Source organism: Marilutibacter chinensis (genome assembly GCF_021725675.1).
Classification (GTDB): Bacteria; Pseudomonadota; Gammaproteobacteria; order Xanthomonadales; family Xanthomonadaceae; genus Marilutibacter; species Marilutibacter chinensis.
The window spans coordinates 218,561-240,354 of the sequence record NZ_JAKJPO010000007.1 but is presented as its reverse complement, the minus strand read 5'-3'; the positions used below and the strand labels follow the sequence as shown (position 1 = coordinate 240,354).

The following is a 21,794-nucleotide window of genomic DNA, read 5'->3' as shown; positions in this document are numbered from 1 at the left end:
CACCCGCGTCCGGATCCGCAGGTCAGAGGCGACGGTGCCACCTCCGTTTCCTTCCCGCAGCCGGCGGGTGCCCTCTCCCTCGCGCCGGCCGCAAACCGCCATGGACGGCGACGCCTGTCATCTGCGATGGCAGGCGACTTCTTCATCCGCATGCGATGGCGGTCGCTGCCGTCGCATGCGCTCCCATTCCACCCAGGTCGCCAGCCCGCTGTGATGCAGATGCAGCCGCCAGCCCGCCTCGGTTCCATCACGAGTCGTCAGCATGCCGCATCCACACCGTAGCTCCATTCCTGCATTCCTCGCTTCCCGCATCGCGCCGTTGAGCGCGCTGGCGCTGGCGGTCATGGCTGCGCTGCCGGCTTCCGCCGCCGCGTTCGACACCGGAGACGAGCCGGCCACGACCGCGACCGTCGTCACTGCCGCCGGCTCGGCGACCGAGATGGACCGGATCGTCGTCACCGCAACCCGCACCGAGCGCGCGATCGCCGACGTGCCGGCGACGGTCACGGCGATCTCGCGCGAGGAGATGGATGCGACCATCACCCGCGACCTCAAGGATCTGTTCCGCTACGAGCCCGGCGTCACCGTGACTTCCGATCCGGTGCGCTTCGGGATCGGCGACATCCGCATCCGTGGCCTGGGCGGCAACCGGGTGCGCCTGGAGACCGACGGCATCCCGGTGTCGGACGCGTTCTCGATCGGCAGCTACTCCAATGCCAACCGCGACTTCGTCGATCTGGACACGCTGAAGGCGGTCGAGGTCGTGCGCGGCCCGTCCAGCGCGCTGTACGGTTCGGACGCGCTCGGTGGCGTGGTCGCCTTCATCACCAAGGACCCGGAGGACTACTTCGACGCCGACGAGGACAGCTACCTCGGCATCAAGTTCGGCTACGACGGCGACTGGAACGGCCTGTTCGGCGGCGTCACCAGCGCGTTCGCCGGCGAGCGCTGGAGCGGACTGGTCGCGGTCGGCCACCACCAGGGCCGGGAAACCGGGAACAAGGGCGACGACGACGGCACCGGCAGCACCCGCACAGCGCCCAATCCGCAGGAGCGCGACGGCCGCAGCCTGCTGGCGAAGCTGCTGTACGCGACCGGCGCCGACAGCCGCCTGCGCCTGACCGTCGAAGGCAACGAGGACTACACCGACACCGACGTGCTGTCGGCGCTCGGCTTCCAGCCTTTCACCGGGGCGACCACCATCTCGCTGACCGGCAGCGACCACCAGACCCGCGCCCGGGTGTCGCTGGCCTGGGAAGCCGACGCACTGCAGACCGCGTTCGCCGACAGCGTACGTCTGCAGGTCTACCGCCAGGACAGCGAGACCACCCAGGACACCCGCGAGGCGCGCGTCACTGCCAGCGCCGGCCCGCATGTGCGCGAGCGCTCGTTCAACTTCGACCAGCGCTCCTACGGCGTGCAGGCGAACCTGCGCAAGGACTTCGCTACCGGCGCGGTCGAACATGCGCTGACCTACGGGCTGGAACTGTCGCGCGACCGCGTACGGCAGAAGCGCGACGGCCTGGTGATCTTCCCGAACGGCGCCAGCACGCCGTTCATGCCGCCGGACCTGTTCCCGGTGCGCGACTTCCCGAACAGCGAGACCACCACCGCGGCGCTGTACGTGCAGGACGAGATGCGTTTCGCCGACGGCCGGGTCAGCCTGGTGCCCGGGCTGCGCATCGACCACTACCGCCTGGAGCCGGAGGTCGATTCGATCTTCGCCGAGGACAACCCGGGCGTCGCGGTCAGCGATCTGAACGAGACCAGCGTGTCGCCGAAGCTGGGCGTGGTCTGGCGCTTCGCCGACGCCTGGTCGCTGTTCGCCGGCTACTCGCGCGGCTTCCGTGCGCCGCCGTACAACGACGTCAACCTCGGCTTCACCAATCTGCAGTTCGGCTACACCGCGATTCCCAACCCGGACCTGAAGCCGGAAACCAGCGACGGCATCGAGGCCGGCCTGCGCTTCGTCGGCGACAAGGGTTACGCCAGCCTGTCGGCCTACTACAACCGCTACGACGACTTCATCGAGTCGCTGAGCTTCATCGGCTTCAACCCGCAGGGCCTGATGGTGTTCCAGTCGCGCAACGTTGCCGATGCCGAGATCCACGGCATCGAATTCAGCGGCGGTGTCGAGTTCGGTGCGTTCATTCCGGCGCTGGAGGGCTGGTCGCTGCGCGGCGCGGCATCGTGGTCGGAAGGTGAGGACCGTGCCGATGGCACTCCGCTGGCCGGGATCGACCCATTGCGTGCGAGCGTCGGTCTGGCCTACGACCGCGAGGACTGGGGCGTGGAGCTGGCCGGCCGCTTCGCCGCGCGCAAGCGCGACCTGCCCGAGGACGCCCAGTTCGCGACTCCGGGCTACGGCGTGCTCGACCTGCTCGCGCACTGGAACTTCGCTCCGGGCACCACCGTCAACGCCGGTGTCTTCAACCTCGCCGACCGCAGGTACTGGGCCGGCGGCGACCTGCCGGTCGGCGCACTCGCCAGCAGCGGCGCGCTCGACCGCTACACCGCGCCCGGACGCAACGTCGGCGTCAGCCTGTCGGTGAACTGGTGACCGCGGCCACCCGCCCGCCGCCCGCCCCGAACTCCCGCAAGCCACTGCCAGCCAGAGGAATCCAACCATGAACATCCGACCGACCTTGCACGCTCTCGCAACCGTTCCGCTCGCCTGCGTCCTGCTCGCCGGTCCGGCCCGGGCCGACGACCGTTCCGCGGACACTGTCGTCCGCGACCGCGCCGCGATCCTGGCGATGCAGGGCGAGTACATCGTCGACTTCGCGTTCGACGAAACCGTGCGCCTGCAGCCCGGCTACGAACGCGGGCCGGCGATGCGCAGCGGTGCCGACGAGGCCGTGATCGTGGTCGAGGACAGCCCTGGCCACATCGTCCTGCAGCACATCCTGGTCGACGCCAAGAGCCAGCACGTGACCAAGCACTGGCGCCAGGACTGGGTATACGAAGCGCCAAACCGGTTCGAGTTCAGCGACGACCAGACCTGGACCGTGCACGCGATTCCGGCCGCGCTCAACGAGGGCGCATGGACACAGTGCGTGTACGAGGTCAGCGACGCGCCGCGCTACTGCGGCACCGGCCGTTGGGAGCACAAGGACGGCGTGTCGACCTGGACCAGCGACCTGAGCTGGCGGCCGCTGCCGCGCCGCGAATACACCAAGCGCGACGACTACAACGCGCTGTCCGTCGTCAATCGCCATACCGTGACGGCGAACGGCTGGACCCACGAGCAGTTCAATACCAAGGTACTGCGCAAGCCCGACGGCAGCCAGGCGGAGCTGGTCCGCGAGTTCGGCTTCAACGACTACCAGAAGGCCGACGGGATCGATTTTGCCGCCGCATACAGGTACTGGGATGCAACCCGGGACTTCTGGGCGAAGGTGCGTGAGCGCTGGGACGGTTACCTGACCCGGGCACCGGGCGCACACCTGAAGACCCAGATCGACGGCATGGCGATGATCATTCCGCTGTTCGAGCACGCGGGCACGCTGGAGGAGGGGGGATCGGTCAGCGATGCCGAGATCGACGCGGTGTTCGCGAAGTGGGTGGAGCCGGCGGCGACGCCGGTGGCCGCGGAGTCGCGCTGAACGCGGGCGCATCCGTTGCCGGCGATGCGCCGGTCCGGCCATGGAGAAGCCCCGGCGTGGAGACACGCCGGAGCGATGGGTCCAGCCTGCGGCAGGCTCAGACGAAGGCGAGCGGTGGCGCGGGTGGGGGCGGCGGCGCAGGTGCGTCGGGCGCTGCCGGCACGGCGGGTGGTGGCGGTGCCGTTGCCGGCTTCGGCGGTGCGGGCGGCCGAGGTGGCGCAGGTGGAGCGGGCGGCGGTGGCAGATTCAGCACCCGTGGCTCGGGCACGGTGACCTGGGTGGTCGCGGCCCGGCGGTCGCGCAGGTACTCGACCGCGACCTTCGCGCCGGAATCCTTTTCGCGCAGCGCGTCCATCGCCTCGCGCGGGGTGGTCACCGCCTTGCCGTCGACCTTGCGGATCACGTCGCCCGCCTCCAGGCCGGCCAGCTCGGGACCGGTGCTCAGCACCAGCACGCCGGCATCGGTGCCGAAGTAGCGGCCGAGTTCCCTGTCCACCGAGGCCAGGTTCAGGCCGTTCCAGCGGAATGCCTCGACCAGCGCGGGTGCGACGCAGCCGCCGTCCCGGCAGGCCTCGCGGCCGAGCCGGACGACCTGGGTCCGGACCAACGGAGCGATCGCCAGTTCCTCGACCCGCTCGAAATCGAAGTCGGCGTCGTCCAGTTCGATCATGGTGCCGCTGTTGCGCAGCGCGCGGCGCCCGACTTCGGGGGTCCCGAGTTCGAGTCTGTCGGCCTCGATCATCAGCAGGCCGTCGTCGCTCTGTCGCATGCGTACGCCGCCGCGGGCCAGCAGCTCGCCATCGTCGAACCCGCGGAACGCCAGCACCCGTTCGTCCATCTGCGGGGTCACCTTCACGCTGGTGCGCTTGCCGTCGCGCTCGTAGCCGATGAGCACCGGGGTATCGGTCGAAAGCCCTGACAGCAGCTCGCGCGCACCCGACAGACGACGGTTGCCGTCCGTGCCCGCGATCGCGACGCCGTCGACGCTGAGCAGACGGTCGCTGCCGCGCAGTCCGGCCTTGGCCGCGGCGCTGCCGGGGGTGACCGCGGCGATGCGCGTGCCGCGCTGGTCGTCCGCCGCCAGCACCACCCCGAGCACCGGCTTGCTCGCGATGCGGTGCTCGATGACAAGCGGATCGCCGTAGGACTGGCCCAACTCGCGCGAAAGCTCGGCGACCCGGCGCGCCGCACGGTCGAGTTCGGCGCGGGCGGTTTCGAGTTCGCGGTGCCTGTCCGTATCCGGATCGGCGGCCAGGGTCGGGCCGATGCCGACCGCCAGCACGGTGGCGCAGGCCAGCGCGAGAGCATGGAAGGACGTCGTTTTCATGGGTGCCTCGGTCATCGTCGGAATACGTGAAGGGGGGCGGCGTGTCGGTCACAGTGGGTACGACCGCATCGTTGCGGCATCAATCGACCTGCACCAGCGCGGCATCCCAGCTCTCGCCGCGCGCCGACAGCCAGCGCTGCGTGGTCTCGACGCCAGCGAGCTCGTGCAGCGTCTCGACGCGGGACCGCCACAGTTGCAGCCGCTGCTGGCGATCGAGTTCCGGCTGCGACAGCGCGCCATCGATGCGGCCGATCCGGTCGTCGAGCGAAGCGGTCAGCAGCATCGCCGGCGCGCTCGCGACGTTGTCGTCGCGCGCGATCGCGACCAGCGCCTCCAGCCGCGCCGACTCCGCGTACAGGCGCTCGAGCTCGTCGTGGTCCGGCCCGGCGACGGCATCGGTTGGATCGGTCGGTTCGCGCCTCGATATCGCGGTGCCCGCCGGGCTTGCATCGACCTGCCCGGAAGCGGGGATGCCGGCGCCGGCCGGGGAGGCTTCGCCAGGGTTGGCGGTGCCGTTCCCGTGCCGGGGCGTGGAGATATCGGCGACCCGGACCTCGTGCCGTGGAGCCGGTCGCGACGCCGTGTCGCGCGCGGTCGTCGTCGTGTCGGCTGCGCGCCGGCTGCCGCGTCCGTCGCCCTGCCCGGGCCGTACAACGGTGGCGATCGGGCTGTCACCACCTGCAGGGACATCTCCGATGGCGACCGTCGACGGCGTGCGGGTCGCGGGTGATGGGGCGGCGGGAGCGGTGGCGGACGTCGGCTGCTCCGTCGTCGGATCCGCCGAAGTCATGGACGGGACGGGCGTCGGCGGCGGGTCGTCGGCCGCCCCGGACATCAGGCGCTGCTGCAGTGGAATCGCCGCGACGGCTGCGAGCACCGCGGCCAGCGACAGCCATGCGCGCAGGCGGCGACTCCGCCCCGGCGCGGTGCGCCCGTCATGGGCAGGAGCCGCGGCTCCGGGCAGCTGACGGGTGCGCAGGTCATCGGAGGGGGCGCTGGCACCTGCGACCGGCAGACAGGCGGCCAGTCGCGCCCAGCCGTCACTGTCGGGGGTATCGAGCGGCAGTGCCGACAGCGCTTCACGCCAGTCGCGCGGGAGCGGCCGTGGCGCGCCGTCGCGGGAGTCATCGTGGCGGTCGTGGGGCAAGCCCATGTCAGGCATGGCGGGTCTCCGGAATCGGTTCGCGCCCGGCATCCGTCTCCGGGCCGGTTTCGAGCAGTTGCCGCAGGCGCCGGCTGCCGCGTGCGACCTGCGATTTCGAGAAGCTCGCGGTGCGCTGCATCAGGGCCGCGATCTCCTCGTGGGTGTAGCCCTCGGCGTGGTACAGCCACAGCACGCCACGGGTCAGTGCAGGCAGCGCGGCCAGCGCACGCTGCAGTTGCGCTGCATCGGCGGCGGCCGGCGGCAGCGGACCTTCGTCCTGCAGCCAGCCGTCGTCCTCCAGCGCGACGTCGTGGGCGAAACGGCGCTGGTGGCGCAGCCGCATCAGTGCTTCGTTGATCGCGACCTGGCGCAACCACCCCCAGAACGGACTGCCGTTCTCGCCGCGGAACTCGGTGATTCGTCCCAGCACCTTCAACATCGTCTCCTGCAGCACTTCGGCCGCCTCCTCGCGGTCGCCGCAGATCCGCAGCGCCAGGGTGAACACCGGCCGCTCGAACCATCGGTAGAGCTGCTCGAACGCGCCGCGCTCGCCGGCCCGCGCACGCGCCAGCAGGGCATCGGGGACATCGATCGCGAAGGAGGATGCGGGCTGCATTCAGGTCGATAGGATGCACCCGGCGGCGAAACCGTCGCAGTCTTCCGTCCGTCTTCGGACGGGCGGCGGCGGCCTGGAATTCCGAGCGGAGGCCGGGAATGCGCGGCCGATCTCGAACGGCACGGCTATCGGGCGGCAACGCCGTCGCCCCCGGAACGGGAACTCGCGCCGCAGGCATGAGCGTGTGGCGGAAGCAGGGCCCGGGCCTGGAAGTCGCAACGCAGGCCGCGAGGGTGCCATCGTCGTGCGGCAACGAAGAAGGCCGGGATCGCTCCCGGCCTTCGCGTCTCGATCCGTTCCGAACGGATGCCTCAGAAGTTCACCCGCACCCCGACATAGGCCTGCCGCGGCATGCCCGGGCGTGCGCCGGCCGGGCGGCGCGATGCGATCCAGACCTCGTCGGTCAGGTTTTCCACCCGGGCGAACAACTCGATCTGCCCGGTCAGCCGGTAACCGGCGGCCAGGTCGACCACGAACGCCGAACCGGTGCGCGGCGCGGTGTCGGCAGCGTTGGTGCTCATGTCGTCGATGTAGTTGCCGGCCAGGTTGACCCGCCAGCGCTCGCCCTCGAGGCCGACCTGGACGTTGAGCGCCTGCTCGGGCAGGTAGGGCAGCAGGTCGCCGGCCTCGACCACGCCCCATTCCTCGAAGTCGCTCTCGAAGCTGTTGCGGAACTCGGCGTCGGTCCAGGTGTAGCCCAGCCGAACCGGCATGCCGACGGTCCAGCCGTTGGCCTGGCCGAAGTCGTAGGCCAGGCTGGCCTCGATGCCGAGGACGCGCGCTTCGCCGCCGTCGAACTGGTCGCCGATCACGCAACCGCCGCCCGACGAGGCGGTGCAGGTGGCGACGAGGTTGTCGTAGTCGTTCCAGAATCCGACCAGCTCGGTCTGCAGGCTGTCGCGGCTCCAGCGCAGGCCGGCCTCGACGTTGAGGCTTTCCTCGGGGTCGGACTCCGAACCCGGGCCGGGAGGGTTGAAGCCCTTGTGCGCGCTGGCGAACAGGTTGAAGTCCTCGCCGGCCAGCCAGGTCACGCCGAGGCCCGGCATCCACTCGGACACCGACGACTTGCGTACCCGGGTCGGGCCGAGTGCACGACCGTCGGCCTGCCTGGCGTAGTCGGTGCGGGTCAGGTCGATCGATTCATAGCGCAGGCCCGGAGTGACGATCCAGTCGCCGAAACGGATCTCGTCCTGCACGTAGGCGGCGATCGCCTTGGCGTCGCCGGTGCGGTTGTCCTGGGTGCCCGGGGCGCCGTCCGAGGCCAGCACCATCGTGCCGTCGAGCATCGTGTAGCGGTCGTCGTCCTGGAAGCGGCTCTCCTGGTCCTCGTGGTAGCGCACGCCGAACTCGAACCCATGCCGCACGCCGTCCGTGCCGAGGCTCCAGCCCAGCACGCTCTGCACGCCCTTGCTGTAGTAGCTGCGGTTGTTGTTGCGCACGCGCAGGGCCCCGACGGTGCTGTCGTCGCCGGTCAGCCAGGCGTACTGGTCGGCATGGGTGGCCGGATCGGCCAGGATCGAGCCGATCCCGATCCAGCCGGTATCGTCGCTGTTGCGCACGTCGTTGAGCTTGTACCAGTTGCGCGAGAACTCGTTCTCGTAGACGACCGTGGTCAGGTCGACGGTGTCGGAGAAGGCGATGTAATGGCGCAGCTCGACCTGCTCGTGATCGGTGGCGATGTTGTCCTGCTGCGAGCCGGCGTAGCGGCGGTCCGGACGCGCGCGGAAGTCGGCATCGGTCAGGCCGAGATAGGTCTCGTCGCCGTCCTGTTCGGTCTTGCCGAGCTTGACCTCCAGCGACTGGTAGAAACGTGCGTCGGCGCCGGTGTGGATGCGGAACTTGCCGAGGTAGTCCTCCAGCGTGTAGCCGGTGCCCCTGCTGGACGCGCTGCCGTTGCCGTCGAGGCGCTTGAAGCCGTCGGTCGCCTGCTGTGCGGTTTCAAGCAGCCAGCCGACGTTGTCGCCGCTGCCGCCGGCCCAGGCGTGCGCCTGCAGGGTCTGGTCGGTGCCCCAGGCGAAGTCGACCAGGCCCGAGGTCCGCTGCGGGATCGGGGTGGAGATCAGGTTGATCGTGCCGCCGGTGGTGCGCGGGCCGCTGCGGATCGTCGCCGAGCCCTTGCGGACCTCGACGGCACTCATCCGTGCGGCGGTCGGGAAGTAGTACGCGGCCGGTGCGGCATAGACCGCCGGCGCGATCGGCACGCCGTCCTCCATCACCGTGATGCGGCTGTTGCGGTCGGTACCCGAGCCGCGGATGCCGATGTTCGGCCGCAGTCCATAGCCTTCCTCGTCCACCGCGTAGACGCCGGTGACCTGGCGCACGGTGCGCTGGATGTCGCGGTAGTCGTGCTTCTGCAGGGTCAGGGTGTCGAGGTAGGCGGCGGAGCCGGCGCTCTCGGCGGCCTTCTGCGCGCTGCCGACCACGGTCAGATGGTCGAGGGTGACGGCCTGGTCACTGGCGGTGACCGTCGGGGTTTCGGCATGCGCCAGCCCACAGGCGGTGGCGATGGCGAAGGCCAGCAGGGAGCGGTTGGGGTGGAGCGTCTTCACGGTTTGGTTCTTGGTGGACGGCGCGGCGCGCCAATCCTCCCAATATATTAAATATGATAATCATTCTCAATAAATTGGCACGGAAAAACAGCGGGATAGGCAAAGAATCCGCAGCCCTCGCCAGATGCCGTCCGATGGTGACGTCAACGGGTGGCCGCACTCCGGCCGCGCCCGCCTGCGCCCCGTCGCAGTCGCGGATGCAGGCGTCTATGGCGCCTTTCCTGTCTCTATACTCGGGCCGTTCGTCCACGAGGAGGGGGATATGGAGCTTGGTTCGCTGGTTTCGCTGGTGCTGCTGTTCGCCGGGGTCGTCGTCCTGTTCAAGACCGTGCGGATGGTGCCGCAGGGCTGGGAGTGGACGGTCGAGCGCTTCGGCAAGTACACCCACACGATGACCCCGGGGCTGCATTTCCTGATCCCGGTCGTCTACGGCGTCGGCCGCAAGGTCAACATGATGGAGCAGGTGCTCGACGTGCCGTCGCAGGACGTGATCACCAAGGACAACGCGGTGGTCAAGGTCGACGGCGTGGTGTTCTTCCAGGTGCTCGACGCCGCCAAGGCCGCCTACGAGGTCGCCAACCTCGAGGTCGCGATGATCGCGCTGGTGCAGACCAACATCCGCACCGTGATCGGCTCGATGGACCTGGACGCGTCGCTGAGCCAGCGCGAGACGATCAATGCCCAGCTGCTGACCGTCGTCGACCAGGCCACCAACCCGTGGGGCGTCAAGGTCACCCGCATCGAGATCCGCGACATCCAGCCGCCACGCGACCTTGTCGACTCGATGGCCCGCCAGATGAAGGCCGAGCGCGAGAAGCGCGCGAACATCCTCGAGGCCGAGGGCCTGCGCCAGGCACAGATCCTGCGTGCCGAGGGCGAGAAGCAGTCGGCGATCCTCGAGGCCGAGGGCGAGAAGGAGGCCAAGTTCCGCGAGGCCGAGGCCCGCGAACGCCTGGCCGAAGCCGAGGCCAAGGCGACACAGATGGTTTCCGACGCGATCGCCAGCGGCAACGTGCAGGCGATCAACTACTTCGTCGCGCAGAAGTACGTCGAGGCGTTCAAGGCGCTGGCGCAGGCGCCGAACCAGAAGTTCATCCTGATGCCGATGGAGTCGGCCGGCATGATCGGCTCGCTCGGCGGCATCGCCGAACTGGCGAAGGAGGCGCTGGCGGGCAAGGCGGAACAGGCGCGGCCGCCGATGCCGCCGCGAGTCGGAGGCTGAGCCATGTTGTCGGGCATGCACTGGAACTGGCCGATGGTGATCTGGGCAGCGGCGGCGTTGCTGCTGTTCGCGGCCGAGGCGCTCGCGCCGGGCGCGTTCATGCTCTGGCTCGGCCTCGCCGCGACTGCCGTGTTCGTGATGGTCTGGGCGTTCCCGGGCATGTCGCTGCTGCTGCAGGTGACCGCCTTCGTCGTGCTCAGTTTCGTCTCGATCCAGATCTACCGCACCTGGTTCCGCGGCCGTGAGCGCCAGAGCGACCGGCCGTCACTGAACCGCCGCGCGGAGGCGCTGGTCGGCCGGGTGGTGCCGCTGGAGCGCGCGATCGTCGGCGGCCGCGGCCGGGTCCAGATCGCCGACGCGTACTGGGATGTCAGCGGCCCCGATCTCGACGCAGGTACGCCGGTGCGCGTGGTTGCGGCGGACGGAATGACCCTGCAGGTCGAGAAGGCCGGATAGGTCCGCCGCTCGCCGATGCTGAGGGAATGGCGACAGAGGAGGCAGGAGGGATGCGAGCCCGATTGGAATTCACGACCAGACTGCTGGCGGGTCTGCTGGCCGCGACATCGCTTGCGGCGATGGCCGACGGGACGGTGTCTGCCGGCAATGGCGATGCCGCGGCGGCGGCCGACGAACGGACGGCGGCTTCCGACGTGGCGCCGGTGTCCTCTGCGCAGCCGGCCAGGCCGGCAGTACCGCATGCCGGAGAGCAGAGCGAAGGGCAGCTCGACGGAACGCAGCCGCCCGGGCCTTCCCCGATCGCGGATGCGGACATCGCCGTCATCGCGGATCTGATCGGTCACGAGGTGCCACCGTTCCCGGAGGCGCTCGGCGAACTCGGCGGCACCTGTTTCTCCGCGCCGGGCAGCGGCCCGCAGAGCGGGATCTGCGCGTACTCGGTATCGATCCACGGCACGGACGCCACGCGTCCGACCCATGCGATGGTGCTCAAGGCGGTCGGCCGCGACGGCGACCATGTTGTCTGGCGTGTGCTCGAGGTGGTCGAGCGTCCGGCCATCGAGGGCGCCGGCTTCGTGCACTACGGTTGCGAGTCCCTGGCTGGCGACGATGTCGTCGTGCTCGCGGTTGCGGATCTGGCGCCCGATGGCGAATGGTACGAACCGCTGCATCGTGCCTGGGCCTTCGACTTCGCAACCGAGGGTATCGCCGAGGTCGATGTCGCGCAGGTGCGCTGTGTCAACGAGGGCTACGGCTACGACGGCTGACATCTGGGATAATCGCCGCTTCCCCTGACTGTGACCCGCGGCGATGACCCAGAAGACCGTCCTCAACGACACCCACCGCTCCCTTGGCGCCAAGATGGTCGATTTCGGCGGCTGGGACATGCCGATCCACTATGGTTCGCAGATCGAGGAGCACCACCAGGTCCGCCGCGATGCCGGCATGTTCGACGTCAGCCATATGACCGTGGTCGACCTGCGCGGCGAGCGCGTGCGCGATTTTCTGCGCCGCCTGCTGGCCAACTCGGTCGACAAGCTGAAGAAGCCCGGCAAGGCGCTGTACACCTGCATGTTGAACGCCGAAGGCGGCGTCATCGACGACCTGATCGTCTATTTCCTGTCCGAGGAGTACTTCCGCCTGGTCGTCAACGCGGCGACCCGCGAGAAGGACCTGGCCTGGATCAACGGGCAGGCTGCGGCTTTCGGCGTCGAGGTGGTCGAGCGCGACGACTACGCGATGGTCGCGGTACAGGGGCCGAACGCGCGCGACAAGGTGGTCGGGCTGCTGCGCGGGGAGGACCGCGAGCGCATCGGCAAGCTGGCGCGCTTCGCTGCCGGCAGCGCCGAACTGGCCGACGGCGGCGTCGAACTGTTCATCGCCCGCACCGGCTACACCGGTGAGGACGGCTTCGAGATCGTCGTGCCGCAGGGCAATGCGGTGGCGCTATGGAACGCACTGCTGGCCGCGGGCGTGAAGCCGGCCGGCCTGGGCGCGCGCGATACGCTGCGGCTCGAGGCGGGCATGAACCTCTACGGCCAGGACATGGACGACACCGTCTCGCCATATGAGGCCGCGCTTGCCTGGACCGTGAGCCTGGACGAGGGCCGCGACTTCATCGGCCGCGACGTGCTCGAGCGGCAGAAGGCATCAGGTGCTCCGCGGCAGATGATCGGCCTGGTAATGGATGAGAAGGGCGTGTTGCGTCACGGGCAGAAGGTGCTGACCGCGAACGGCGACGGCGAGATCCTGTCCGGCACCTTCTCGCCGACGCTGGGCAAGGCGATCGCGTTCGCGCGTGTGCCCGCCGGCGAGATCGCCACGGCAGGCGGGGGCGACGTGCGCGTCGACATCCGCGGCCGCGAGGTGCCGGTGCGGGTTGTGAGGTTCCCGTTCGTGCGCGACGGACAGCCGCAGGACGGCGTCCTCGGCTGACGCGCCGGGGAGGGAACCCGCATGCCGTCGATCGACTACTACTTCACCGTGATCTCGCCGTATGCCTACCTCGGGCATGCGGCGTTGCTCGACCTGGCGCGCGAGACCGGAGCAAGCCTGCGGTACCGCCCGGTGCGCATCTTCGAGCTGTTCGAAGCCAACGGCGGACTGCCACTCGGCCTGCGCGCGCCGGCACGCCAGCGCTATCGCCTGGTCGAGCTGCAGCGCTGGCGCGAGGCCAGGGACCTGACGCTGAACCTGCAGCCGCGCCACTTTCCCGCCGATCCATCGTTGGCGGACTGCTGTGCGATCGCGCTGGCCGGGAGCGGTCTGGATCCGGGCGCATTCGTCGCGTCGGCATTCCGCGCGGTCTGGGCCGAGGACCGCGACATCGCCAGCAAGGAGGTGGTCGCCTCGCTGCTGGAGACGAGCGGTTTCGAATCCGCCGCGGTGATGGAGGCGGCCGCACAGGAAACCGTGCGGGCCAGCTACGCGGCGAACACCGCCGAGGCGATCGCCGCCGATCTGCCCGGCCTGCCGGGGTACGTGCTCAATGGCGAGCCGTTCTGGGGACAGGATCGGATCGACGCGCTGCGCACTGCGGTCGTCAGTGGCCGCGCACCCTATCCGCGCAACTGATCGATGGGTCGCTGCGGGCGACGCGCGCACCCTGTTGCGCGCAGGGGCGGGCCGCTACACTAGGCGCCCAGCTGCAAAGCATTCCCCCAGCCGTTCCAGCCGAGATACAGAGGCCAGCCATGAGTGAAATCCCCGGCGATCTGAAGTTCATGAAGTCCCACGAGTGGGCCCGCGTCGAAGGTGACGGAAAGGTCACCGTCGGTATTTCCGATCACGCCCAGGGTCTGCTCGGTGACCTGGTCTATGTCGAGCTGCCCAACGTTGGCGACCGTGTCGAAGCCGGCAACGCCTGCGCGGTGGTCGAGTCGGTCAAGGCCGCCTCGGACGTCTACGCGCCGGTCACCGGCACCGTCGTCGAGGTCAACGCGGCGCTGGCCGACAAGCCCGAGACCATCAACGAGGACGCGTACGGCGAGGGTTGGCTTTACACGCTCGAGATGGAGGAGCCGGAGCAGCTCAACGAACTGCTCGGCCCCGACGACTACGCCGAGCTGCTGGAGAACGACGACCACTGACGGAGCCGCTGCCGAGGACGCCGAGCAGGCGACGACCGGAGCCGGACCGAGCGCCGGGCATCGAGAGATGTCCGGCGTTTTTCTTTTCGAGCGTGATCCCTGATGCGTCGGAAGCGGTTGCCGGACAGCCGGCTTCGACACGGGACACACGACAGCCCGTCCGTCATCCGTGCGGGTCGGAGTCGCGACCGCTGCGCGACATGGGCGCATGCTCCCTCGATCAATTCGTCGACGATGATCGTTCGCGCATGTCGGGCTACCGACGTCGGTCGACCGCCGACGGCATGCGCGAGGGTCGATCGGAGCGTGCGCGGCGGGGCGCGCACTTTCGCGCATTTCGGGTTGTGCGGCGCCAAAAAACGGACGCGCTCGACCGCCGTCGTGAAAGTTTTTTCACCTGGGCGTCGTGGTGAAATTTTCGCCAGGTGCATGCGTTGCTGGAAATCGCGACGACACGACGTTCCGGATTTGTGTTCGCGTTTTTTGCCTAGAAATTGGCGGTTTTATGCAACGAGCAGTCGTTGCCTGCGCGACGGCGGATCGAGCGTGTCGCGCGCGTCGTGCAGAAGTCGACGCGCCAACGCCGGCCGGTCGGCCGTCCGCCTCCGGAAAAAGTCGCGTCGAAGTTGTTGACACCCGCAAAAACCGTGATTACGTTTCGCCCAGCAGACGGTTCCTGCGAACACGAGTGAGCAAAACGATCGCGACAACGCGCCGTACACAACCCAACTCCGCCAGTTCGGTCATCACGGTGGACGTCGGGTTTCTGTCCCCTGAAGGATCGCAGCGACTCACACCCGACTCGTACTGCCACCCGGTGGAGATCTTTCCGGCACCGTCCAATTCCCCTCTTTTGCAGGCTGCCCGATCCCGGTCGAGCCGGGCGGATGCGCGCCTGCCAACTATCCGTCCGGCACGCCTCGCGCGCCGGCGGTTTGTCGCGGGCCGTACCGCCGCGATGCTGGTTCGTACTGGGCAATACCCCCGATCGATCCACGATCGGTCAATGTTCGACCACTGACGAGGAGCCATGCCATGGCCACTAAGAAAGCTGCGAAGAAGAAACCTGCCGCCAAGAAGGCGACCAAGAAGGTCGCCAAGAAGTCGGCAGCCCGCAAGACCGCGAAGAAGGCCACCAAGAAGGCCGCGAAGAAGACCGTCCGCAAGGCTGCCGCCAAGAAGACAGTGAGGAAGGCGGCAAAGAAGACCGCGAAGAAGACTGCGAAGAAGGCAGCGAAGAAGACCGCCCGCAAGGCCGCCGGCAAGAAGGCCGCCAAGAAGACGGTGAAGAAGGCGGCGAAGAAGACCGCCCGCAAGGCTGCCGGCAAGAAGGCCGCCAAGAAGACGGTGAAGAAGGCGGCGAAGAAGACCGCCCGCAAGGCCGCCACCAAGAAGGCGGCGAAGAAGACCGCCAAGAAGCCGGCCAAGAAGGCCGCGAAGAAGAGTGCCAAGAAGCCTGCCCGCAAGGCGGCCAAGCGCACCACCAAGAAGGCGGCTCCGGCCACCATGCCGGCCACGCCGGCGCCGATGATCTAAGAAGTCCCGATACCGTAGTACGCTGTCATCCGACTCTCTCCCCGCAGCCCAGGCGGGGAGAGAGTTTTTTCATGGGGCGGTGCACGACGCCGGCTCGCCGGCACTCCCGGCCCGACCCGGCATCGGAGTCTCGCGCAACGCTACAGCGGTCCTGCCCGGGGGTGGCCCGGTTCCCGACAGTTGCCGGCGTATGACGGTTCAGTGCGCCCTTGCCGCGTGTTCCAGGCCGAAGCGGTTCCCGGCCGAATCGTCGTCCGTGAACATCGACTCGTCGAGATCGATGTCGAGCCAGCGGCGTTCCGGCAGGCCCAGCGCGCTGTCGAGAATCGTCGGCATCAGGCCCGATGGCAGCGCGCTTTCCGAGTTCCACATCACCACCACGCCCAGATCGCGCTCCGGCAGCAGTGCGATCATTCCGCGATATCCCTGCACGGCGCCGCCGTGGTAGATCATCCGCTGCCCGGCATAGTCGTACACGCGCCAGCCCAGCGCATATCCGGCCGAGTGGACGCGCTCCCGGCGCCAGGAACTGCGCATCTCCCCGGGGGTGTCGACCAGCGGTTCGTGCAGGGTTGCCAGCAACGGGGCGGAGATCACGTCGGGACGGTGACCGGTCTGGGCGATCAGCCACTGCGCCATGTCGCTCGCGCTGGCATTGACGCCGGCGGCAGGCGGCAGCTGGTAGTAGGTCGGTTTCGGCGAGACCGATACCCAGCCGCCGCGGGTGCGCACGTGCGGACGCGCCCAGCTCGGACTGCCTTCGATGCCCTCCAGGCCGAGGCTGGCGTCGTTCATGCCCAATGGCTTGAACAGTCGCCGCTGCACTTCCTGGCTGTAGAAGTCTCCGGTCGCGGCGAACACGATGTCGCCGATCAGGCTGAACGCGACATTCTGGTACGCGTAGCAGGTACCCGGCTGGCATTTGAGCGGCGCGTCGGAAAGCCTGTTGGCCAGTGTCCGGTAGTCGACGTAGCGTTCCAGGTCGCGGTCGTAGGTGTTGTAGGGCAGGCCGAGGCGGTGGCTGAGCAGATCGGCGACGGTGACCTGCTGGGTCGAATGGGCGTCGTTGAGCCGGAAGTCGGGCAGGTACTGGGTGACCTTGCTGTCCCAGCGCAGGGTGCCGTCGTTGATCAGCAGGCCGGCCATGGTGGACGCGAAGCCCTTCGACAGCGATGCCAGCCTGAACACGGTGTGGCCGTCGACCGGCGCCGCGTTCTGCATGTCGGTGACGCCGTAGCCGCGCGCGCTGAGTACCTTGCCGTCGTGGACGATGGCCATCGCCAGGCCGGGTACGCGGTTGTCGGCTGCCAGATGCCGGGCCATCGCCTCGAAGCGGGCGACGTTGAAGGCGGGCGGGAGCGGCGTGGCCGATGTGGTGGAAACCGGATCCGGCAGGGAGCTGCCGGACGGGGTGGATCCCCAGTGCGGCGGGGTCTGGGCGGTGGAGCCGAGGGCGAGAGGCAACAGGACGGCAAGTGCCGCCAAGCGCCCAGGAGTACGGGACCGGACGGTCGCCTTGTCTTTCATCGTGCGCGGGGCCTGCGTATGCTGGGTCGTGTTCGATTCTAGCGCCGACCCCGTAAGGGGTTTCAAGCACCGAGGGGAGACACGATCATGCTGGGTTTACTGATTCTGCTGGGCCTGCTGGTGTTGCTCGCGCTTTGGGCGGTGGGCATCTACAACGGCCTGGTGATGGCCCGCAACGCCTACAAGAACGCCTTCGCCCAGATCGATGTGCAGTTGCAGCGCCGGTTCGACCTGATCCCGAACCTGGTCGAGACCGCCAAGGCCTACCTGGCCCACGAACGCGGCACGCTGGAAGCGGTGACCGCCGCCCGCACCGCGGCGCAGGCGGGACTGGCCGCGGCCAAGGCGGCGCCGGGCGATCCGGCGGCGATGGCCGAACTTGCACGTACCCAGGGTGCCCTCGACGGCGCGCTCGGCCGTCTGCTGGTCACCGTGGAGGCCTATCCGGAACTGAAGGCCAGCCAGAACATGATGCAGCTGACCGAGGAGCTGACCAGCACCGAGAACAAGGTCGCTTTCGCGCGCCAGGCCTACAACGACAGCGTGATGGCCTACAACAACAAGCGCGAGGTGTTCCCGTCGAGCGTGGTCGCGGGCATGTTCAACTTCGCTCCGGCCGCACTGCTCGACATTCCGGCCGATCGCGCCGAGGTACGCGAGGCGCCGAAGGTCCAGTTCTGATCGCTGTTCCCGGGGGCGCGGCTGGCAGCCGCGGTTCCGGCAGCGTTCCGATCCAGTCCTTCCGCCCGGGACCCTCGGCCCTCGACGCATGAATTTCTTCGAACACCAGGCGGCGGCACGCCGCAGTTCGTTCCGGCTTGTCGCGCTGTTCGGCCTGGCGGTGCTCGGCATCGTGTTCGCCGTCGACCTGGCGGTGGCATTGGTGGCCGACGCGGGTCCCGGCCTGCTGGCCTTCACCTCGATCGCCACGCTGGCGGTGATCGGCCTGGGGTCGCTGTTCCGTATCGCCAGCCTCGGCGGCGGCGGCGAGCCGGTCGCGCTGCAGCTTGGCGGGGTACCGGTGCCGGAGGACACCCGCGACCTGAACCTGCGGCGCCTGCGCAACGTTGTCGAGGAGATCGCGATCGCGTCGGGCGTGCCGGTGCCGAAGATCTACGTGTTGGAGCACGAGGCCGCGATCAATGCGTTCGCGGCCGGCTACACCACCTCCGACGCGGTGGTCGCGGTGACCCGCGGCGCGCTGGAACGGCTCAACCGCGACGAGCTGCAGGGCGTGATCGCTCACGAGTTCAGTCACATCCTCAACGGCGACATGCGCCTGAACATCCGCCTGATCGGCGTGCTGTTCGGAATCATGATGATTTCGCTGATCGGTCGGAAAGTGCTCATCCACGGCCACTACGCCGGACGCCGCGGCGCGGCAGCGGTGATGGCGGCGGCGCTGGTGGCGATGGCGATCGGAGGTATCGGCCTGTTCTTCGGCAGGATGATCAAGGCCGGCGTCAGCCGCAGCCGCGAGCGTCTCGCCGATGCGTCGGCGGTGCAGTTCACCCGCCAGACCGCGGGCCTGGCCGGCGCGCTGAAGAAGATCGGCGGTCTGCAGGACGGCTCGCGGCTGGCCGCCCGCGGTGAGGCCGAGGAAGTCAGCCACATGCTGTTCGGCGACGGCATCGGCCTGAGCGGCTGGTTCGCGACCCATCCACCGCTGGTCGAGCGGATCCAGGCGCTGGAACCGGGCTTTCGCGCCGAACAGCTCGAAGGGCTGTCGCGGCAGTGGGCGACGGCGCCGCCGAACGGACTGGAAGAGGATCTGCGGATGGGACTGGCGCCGATGGGCCCGTCGGCGGACGCGTCTTCACAGCCGTCCTCACTTCCGCCCCATGGACCGCCGCCTCTGCCGGTCGCCGGCGGCGAACAGCGGATCGCACCGCGGCAGGTGGTCGAGCAGGTCGCCCATCCCGGCGCCGACGACTACCTGCGCGCCGACGCGATCGTGGCGGCGATGCCGGAACCCTTGCGCGAGATCGCCCGCCAACGCGACAGCGTGGTGCCATTGCTGCTGGGCCTGCTGATGGACGCCCGTGCGGAGATCGCCGGCAAGCAGGTCGACGAGGTCTCGGCGCGGCTCGGCCGGGTCGTGGCCGAGCAGGCCAGGCACCTGCAGCAGACCCGCCTGCACGATCTGCATCCGATGCTGCGCCTGCCGCTGGCGGCGATGGCCTTTCCGGTGCTGCGACTGCGTCCGCGGCCCGAGCTCGACGGTTTCCTGGACGCGGCCAACGCGATGGTCTATGCCGATGGCCAAGTGAGCCTGTTCGAGTACTGCCTGGCGCGCCTGCTGACCGTGCAGGTGCGCGAGTCGCTGGATCCGTCCCGCTACCTGCGGATGGGCCGGCGCAAGGCGACCGGCGTACGGCACGAGTTCGCGACCCTGCTCGCGGTGGTGGCGCGCGCTGGACATGCCGACGAAGCCGCGGCGCAGCGGGCCTACCTCGCCGGGCTGAACCGGGTGCTGCCGCGCGACCATCTTCCCTATGCGCCGCCGGAAGAAGGCGTGATCGCGCTCGACGAAGTCTGGGAGCCGCTGGACGCGCTGGATCCGCTCGCCAAGCAGGTGCTGGTCGAAGCGATCACCGATGCGATCGGCCACGACGGCCGCGTCAGCGTGGCCGAGGCGGAGCTGCTGCGGACGATCTGCGGCGTGCTGCACTGCCCGTTGCCGCCGGTGCTGGGGCAGCGCTGAACCCGGGCATCGTGGGCACCCCTGGGAACGGCGTGAGCCGTGATCCGGCCAGCTCCATCTCGGCTTACGCCGCTTGTGTCTGCCCAACCCTGTAGCGTTGTGGCGGAGAGCGATGCGCCGCAGGCACGAATGGGAGTGTGGAAGCGCAACGGCGGAGCCCATGGTTTGCACAGCAAAATTCGAGGATTCCCGGGCGCGGCCTGGGAATCGCGGTTTACGCTGTTTCTACGAACCGCTCGTGCGGATGGTGTCGGCCTGGTTCCGGCCGGATCCGGAGATCATGTCGGAGGCGCGCTCGGCGATCATGATGGTGGGCGCGTTGGTGTTGCCGCCGGGCAGTCGCGGCATCACCGATGCGTCGACGACGCGCAGACCCTCCACGCCGCGCACGCGCAACTGCGGATCGACCACCGCGTCCGGATCGCTGCCCATCCGGCAGGTTCCGATCGGGTGGTAGATGCTCTCGGCCTTGGCCCGCACGAAGGCCTTCAGGCCGGCATCGTCGAGACCGTCTCGGTCCGGGAAGATCGGCGCGCCGCGGTACGGGTCGAATGCGGGCTGGGCGAGCAGCTCGCGCGACAGCCGGGCGCACTCGAGCATCATCCGCATGTCGAAGCCTTCGGCGTCGCTGAGATAGTTCGCCTCGATCCGCACCTTGTCCGCGGCGCGGCCGCTGGCCAGTACCAATCGGCCGCGGCTGCGGGGGCGCAGGAAACAGGCGTGCACGGTGAAGCCGTCGCCGGGCAGACGGTTGCGTCCATGGTCGTCGAGCAGGGCCGGCACGAAGTGCAGCTGGATGTCGGCGCGTGCATCCGGCGCCAGCGCCGAGCGGATGAAGGCGCCAGCCTCGGCGACATTGCTGCTGCCGACTCCGCTGTGGCCGCGCAGGTAGTAATCGAAGGCGATGCGCAGGTCGCTGACGCGGTCGTAGGTGATCGGTTGCGTGCATTGCCGCAGCGTGCAGATGTCGAGATGGTCCTGGAGGTTCTCGCCGACCTGCGACGCGTCGACGATCACCTCAAGGCCGTGCCGGCGCAGTTGCGCGGCCGGGCCGATGCCCGACAGCATCAGCAGTTGCGGCGAATTGAGCGCGCCTCCGCAGAGCAGCACCTCGCGCGCGCACGGCTGGTGGAAGGCCCGGCCGCCGACGCTGTAGGTCACACCCGATGCGCGCGGCACGCCGCCACGGCCGGACTCGAAGGTGATCCGGGAGACCAGCGCGCCGGTCACGATCTCGAGGTTTCCGCGTGGCCGCGCCGGGTTGAGATAGGCGACCGCGCTGGAGCAGCGGGCACCGTCCTTCTGGGTCACCTGGTAGAGACCGAACCCCTCCTGCACCCGGCCGCTGAAATCGTCGTTGCGCGGGTACCCGGCCTGCATTCCGGCCTCGATGAAGGCGTGCGACAGCGGATTGCTGTGGCGCAGTTCGGAGACGTGGAGCGGGCCGTCGCCGCCGTGGAGGGCGTCGGCGCCTCGCTGGTTTGACTCCGAACGCCGGAAATAGGGCAGCACGTTGTCCCAGTGCCAGCCGTCGGCGCCGAGCGCGGCCCACTCGTCATAGTCGCCCGGCACCCCACGGGTGTAGCACATCGCGTTGATGGAGCTCGAACCGCCGAGCACCTTGCCGCGCGGCCACCATAACGTCCGCCCGTCGAGCTGCGGTTCCGGCGCCGTGTAGTAATCCCAGTTCAGTCGCCTGACGCCGACCAGCTTGGCGATGCCCGCCGGCATGTGGATGAAGGGGTGACGGTCGCGCGGACCGGCTTCGAGCAGCAGCACGCGTACGTCCGGGTCCGCGGACAGCCGATTGGCGAGCACGCAGCCGGCCGATCCGGCACCGATGATGATGTAGTCGTACACAGGCGGACTCGCGACGGTGACCCCGGGACCGTAAGCAGGCCCGTTAGAGCAAATGCTCGTGGCGACGATGCCCGGCGGCGGCAGGCTGCAGATGCCGACGTCGAAGCCGGACATGCGGGGCTGCTAGCATCATGCCGCCGACGGCTCCGGCGGCACGCC

Annotated in this window: 17 protein-coding genes; 11 read left to right on the top strand and 6 right to left on the bottom strand. The window is 68.9% G+C overall.

What is annotated here, in order from left to right; all coding sequences use genetic code 11:
- The first annotated feature begins 262 nt into the window (after window positions 1–262).
- A complete protein-coding gene (locus L3V18_RS12305; protein ID WP_425493521.1) occupies window positions 263–2,560 on the top strand; it encodes a TonB-dependent hemoglobin/transferrin/lactoferrin family receptor in 2,298 nt (765 codons plus the stop codon).
- 67 nt (window positions 2,561–2,627) lie between these two features.
- Window positions 2,628–3,605: a DUF6607 family protein gene (locus tag L3V18_RS12300; RefSeq protein WP_237055258.1), complete on the top strand. Its 978-nt coding sequence runs from the start codon at window positions 2,628–2,630 to the stop codon at window positions 3,603–3,605.
- A 97-nt stretch (window positions 3,606–3,702) separates the two neighbouring features.
- Here L3V18_RS12300 and L3V18_RS12295 read toward each other — a convergent pair whose 3' ends face one another.
- From L3V18_RS12295 to L3V18_RS12280, 4 genes are all read right to left on the bottom strand, one after another.
- Window positions 3,703–4,932, bottom strand: a complete 1,230-nt coding sequence (locus L3V18_RS12295) for a PDZ domain-containing protein (RefSeq protein ID WP_305068986.1) — start codon at window positions 4,930–4,932, stop codon at window positions 3,703–3,705.
- A 79-nt stretch (window positions 4,933–5,011) separates the two neighbouring features.
- On the bottom strand, window positions 5,012–6,094 hold the full coding sequence (locus L3V18_RS12290) for a hypothetical protein (protein WP_237055255.1): 1,083 nt from the start codon (window positions 6,092–6,094) through the stop codon (window positions 5,012–5,014).
- Window positions 6,087–6,692: an RNA polymerase sigma factor gene (locus tag L3V18_RS12285; RefSeq protein WP_237055254.1), complete on the bottom strand. Its 606-nt coding sequence runs from the start codon at window positions 6,690–6,692 to the stop codon at window positions 6,087–6,089. Before L3V18_RS12285 ends, L3V18_RS12290 begins: the two co-directional genes overlap by 8 nt.
- A 311-nt stretch (window positions 6,693–7,003) precedes the next feature.
- A complete protein-coding gene (locus L3V18_RS12280) occupies window positions 7,004–9,241 on the bottom strand; it encodes a TonB-dependent receptor family protein (protein ID WP_237055252.1) in 2,238 nt (745 codons plus the stop codon).
- Between the two features lie 262 nt (window positions 9,242–9,503).
- Here L3V18_RS12280 and L3V18_RS12275 point away from each other — a divergent pair, with 262 nt between their 5' ends.
- From L3V18_RS12275 to L3V18_RS19465, 7 genes are all read left to right on the top strand, one after another.
- Window positions 9,504–10,463 carry an SPFH domain-containing protein gene (locus tag L3V18_RS12275; protein WP_237055250.1) on the top strand — a complete coding sequence of 320 codons (960 nt, stop codon included), beginning with the start codon at window positions 9,504–9,506 and terminating at the stop codon, window positions 10,461–10,463.
- A 3-nt stretch (window positions 10,464–10,466) separates the two neighbouring features.
- A complete protein-coding gene (locus L3V18_RS12270) occupies window positions 10,467–10,919 on the top strand; it encodes an NfeD family protein (RefSeq protein ID WP_237055248.1) in 453 nt (150 codons plus the stop codon).
- A gap of 50 nt (window positions 10,920–10,969) precedes the next feature.
- Window positions 10,970–11,686 (top strand): hypothetical protein, encoded by a 717-nt coding sequence (locus L3V18_RS12265; protein WP_237055246.1) that lies wholly within the window; start codon window positions 10,970–10,972, stop codon window positions 11,684–11,686.
- Window positions 11,687–11,729: 43 nt separating this feature from the next.
- Window positions 11,730–12,854, top strand: coding sequence for a glycine cleavage system aminomethyltransferase GcvT (gcvT, locus tag L3V18_RS12260; RefSeq protein ID WP_237055244.1), 1,125 nt, complete (start codon window positions 11,730–11,732; stop codon window positions 12,852–12,854).
- A 21-nt stretch (window positions 12,855–12,875) separates the two neighbouring features.
- On the top strand, window positions 12,876–13,493 hold the full coding sequence (locus L3V18_RS12255) for a 2-hydroxychromene-2-carboxylate isomerase (protein WP_237055242.1): 618 nt from the start codon (window positions 12,876–12,878) through the stop codon (window positions 13,491–13,493).
- Window positions 13,494–13,612: 119 nt separating this feature from the next.
- Window positions 13,613–14,008: a glycine cleavage system protein GcvH gene (gene gcvH, locus L3V18_RS12250; protein WP_237055240.1), complete on the top strand. Its 396-nt coding sequence runs from the start codon at window positions 13,613–13,615 to the stop codon at window positions 14,006–14,008.
- A 1,035-nt stretch (window positions 14,009–15,043) separates the two neighbouring features.
- Window positions 15,044–15,544: a hypothetical protein gene (locus L3V18_RS19465; protein ID WP_425493520.1), complete on the top strand. Its 501-nt coding sequence runs from the start codon at window positions 15,044–15,046 to the stop codon at window positions 15,542–15,544.
- A 198-nt stretch (window positions 15,545–15,742) separates the two neighbouring features.
- Here the strand turns inward: L3V18_RS19465 and L3V18_RS12240 are convergent, their stop codons facing one another.
- Entirely contained in the window at window positions 15,743–17,071 is a 1,329-nt protein-coding gene (locus L3V18_RS12240) for a serine hydrolase domain-containing protein (protein WP_237055238.1), read from the bottom strand.
- A gap of 90 nt (window positions 17,072–17,161) precedes the next feature.
- On the opposite strand from L3V18_RS12240, the gene L3V18_RS12235 reads away from it, so the two are divergent.
- Together L3V18_RS12235 and L3V18_RS12230 are read left to right on the top strand one after the other, a co-directional pair.
- A complete protein-coding gene (locus tag L3V18_RS12235; protein ID WP_237055344.1) occupies window positions 17,162–17,752 on the top strand; it encodes a LemA family protein in 591 nt (196 codons plus the stop codon).
- 88 nt (window positions 17,753–17,840) lie between these two features.
- Entirely contained in the window at window positions 17,841–19,775 is a 1,935-nt protein-coding gene (locus L3V18_RS12230) for a M48 family metallopeptidase (RefSeq protein WP_237055236.1), read from the top strand.
- Between the two features lie 225 nt (window positions 19,776–20,000).
- Here L3V18_RS12230 and L3V18_RS12225 read toward each other — a convergent pair whose 3' ends face one another.
- Window positions 20,001–21,635, bottom strand: a complete 1,635-nt coding sequence (locus L3V18_RS12225) for a GMC family oxidoreductase (protein WP_237055342.1) — start codon at window positions 21,633–21,635, stop codon at window positions 20,001–20,003.
- Window positions 21,636–21,794: the final 159 nt, after the last annotated feature.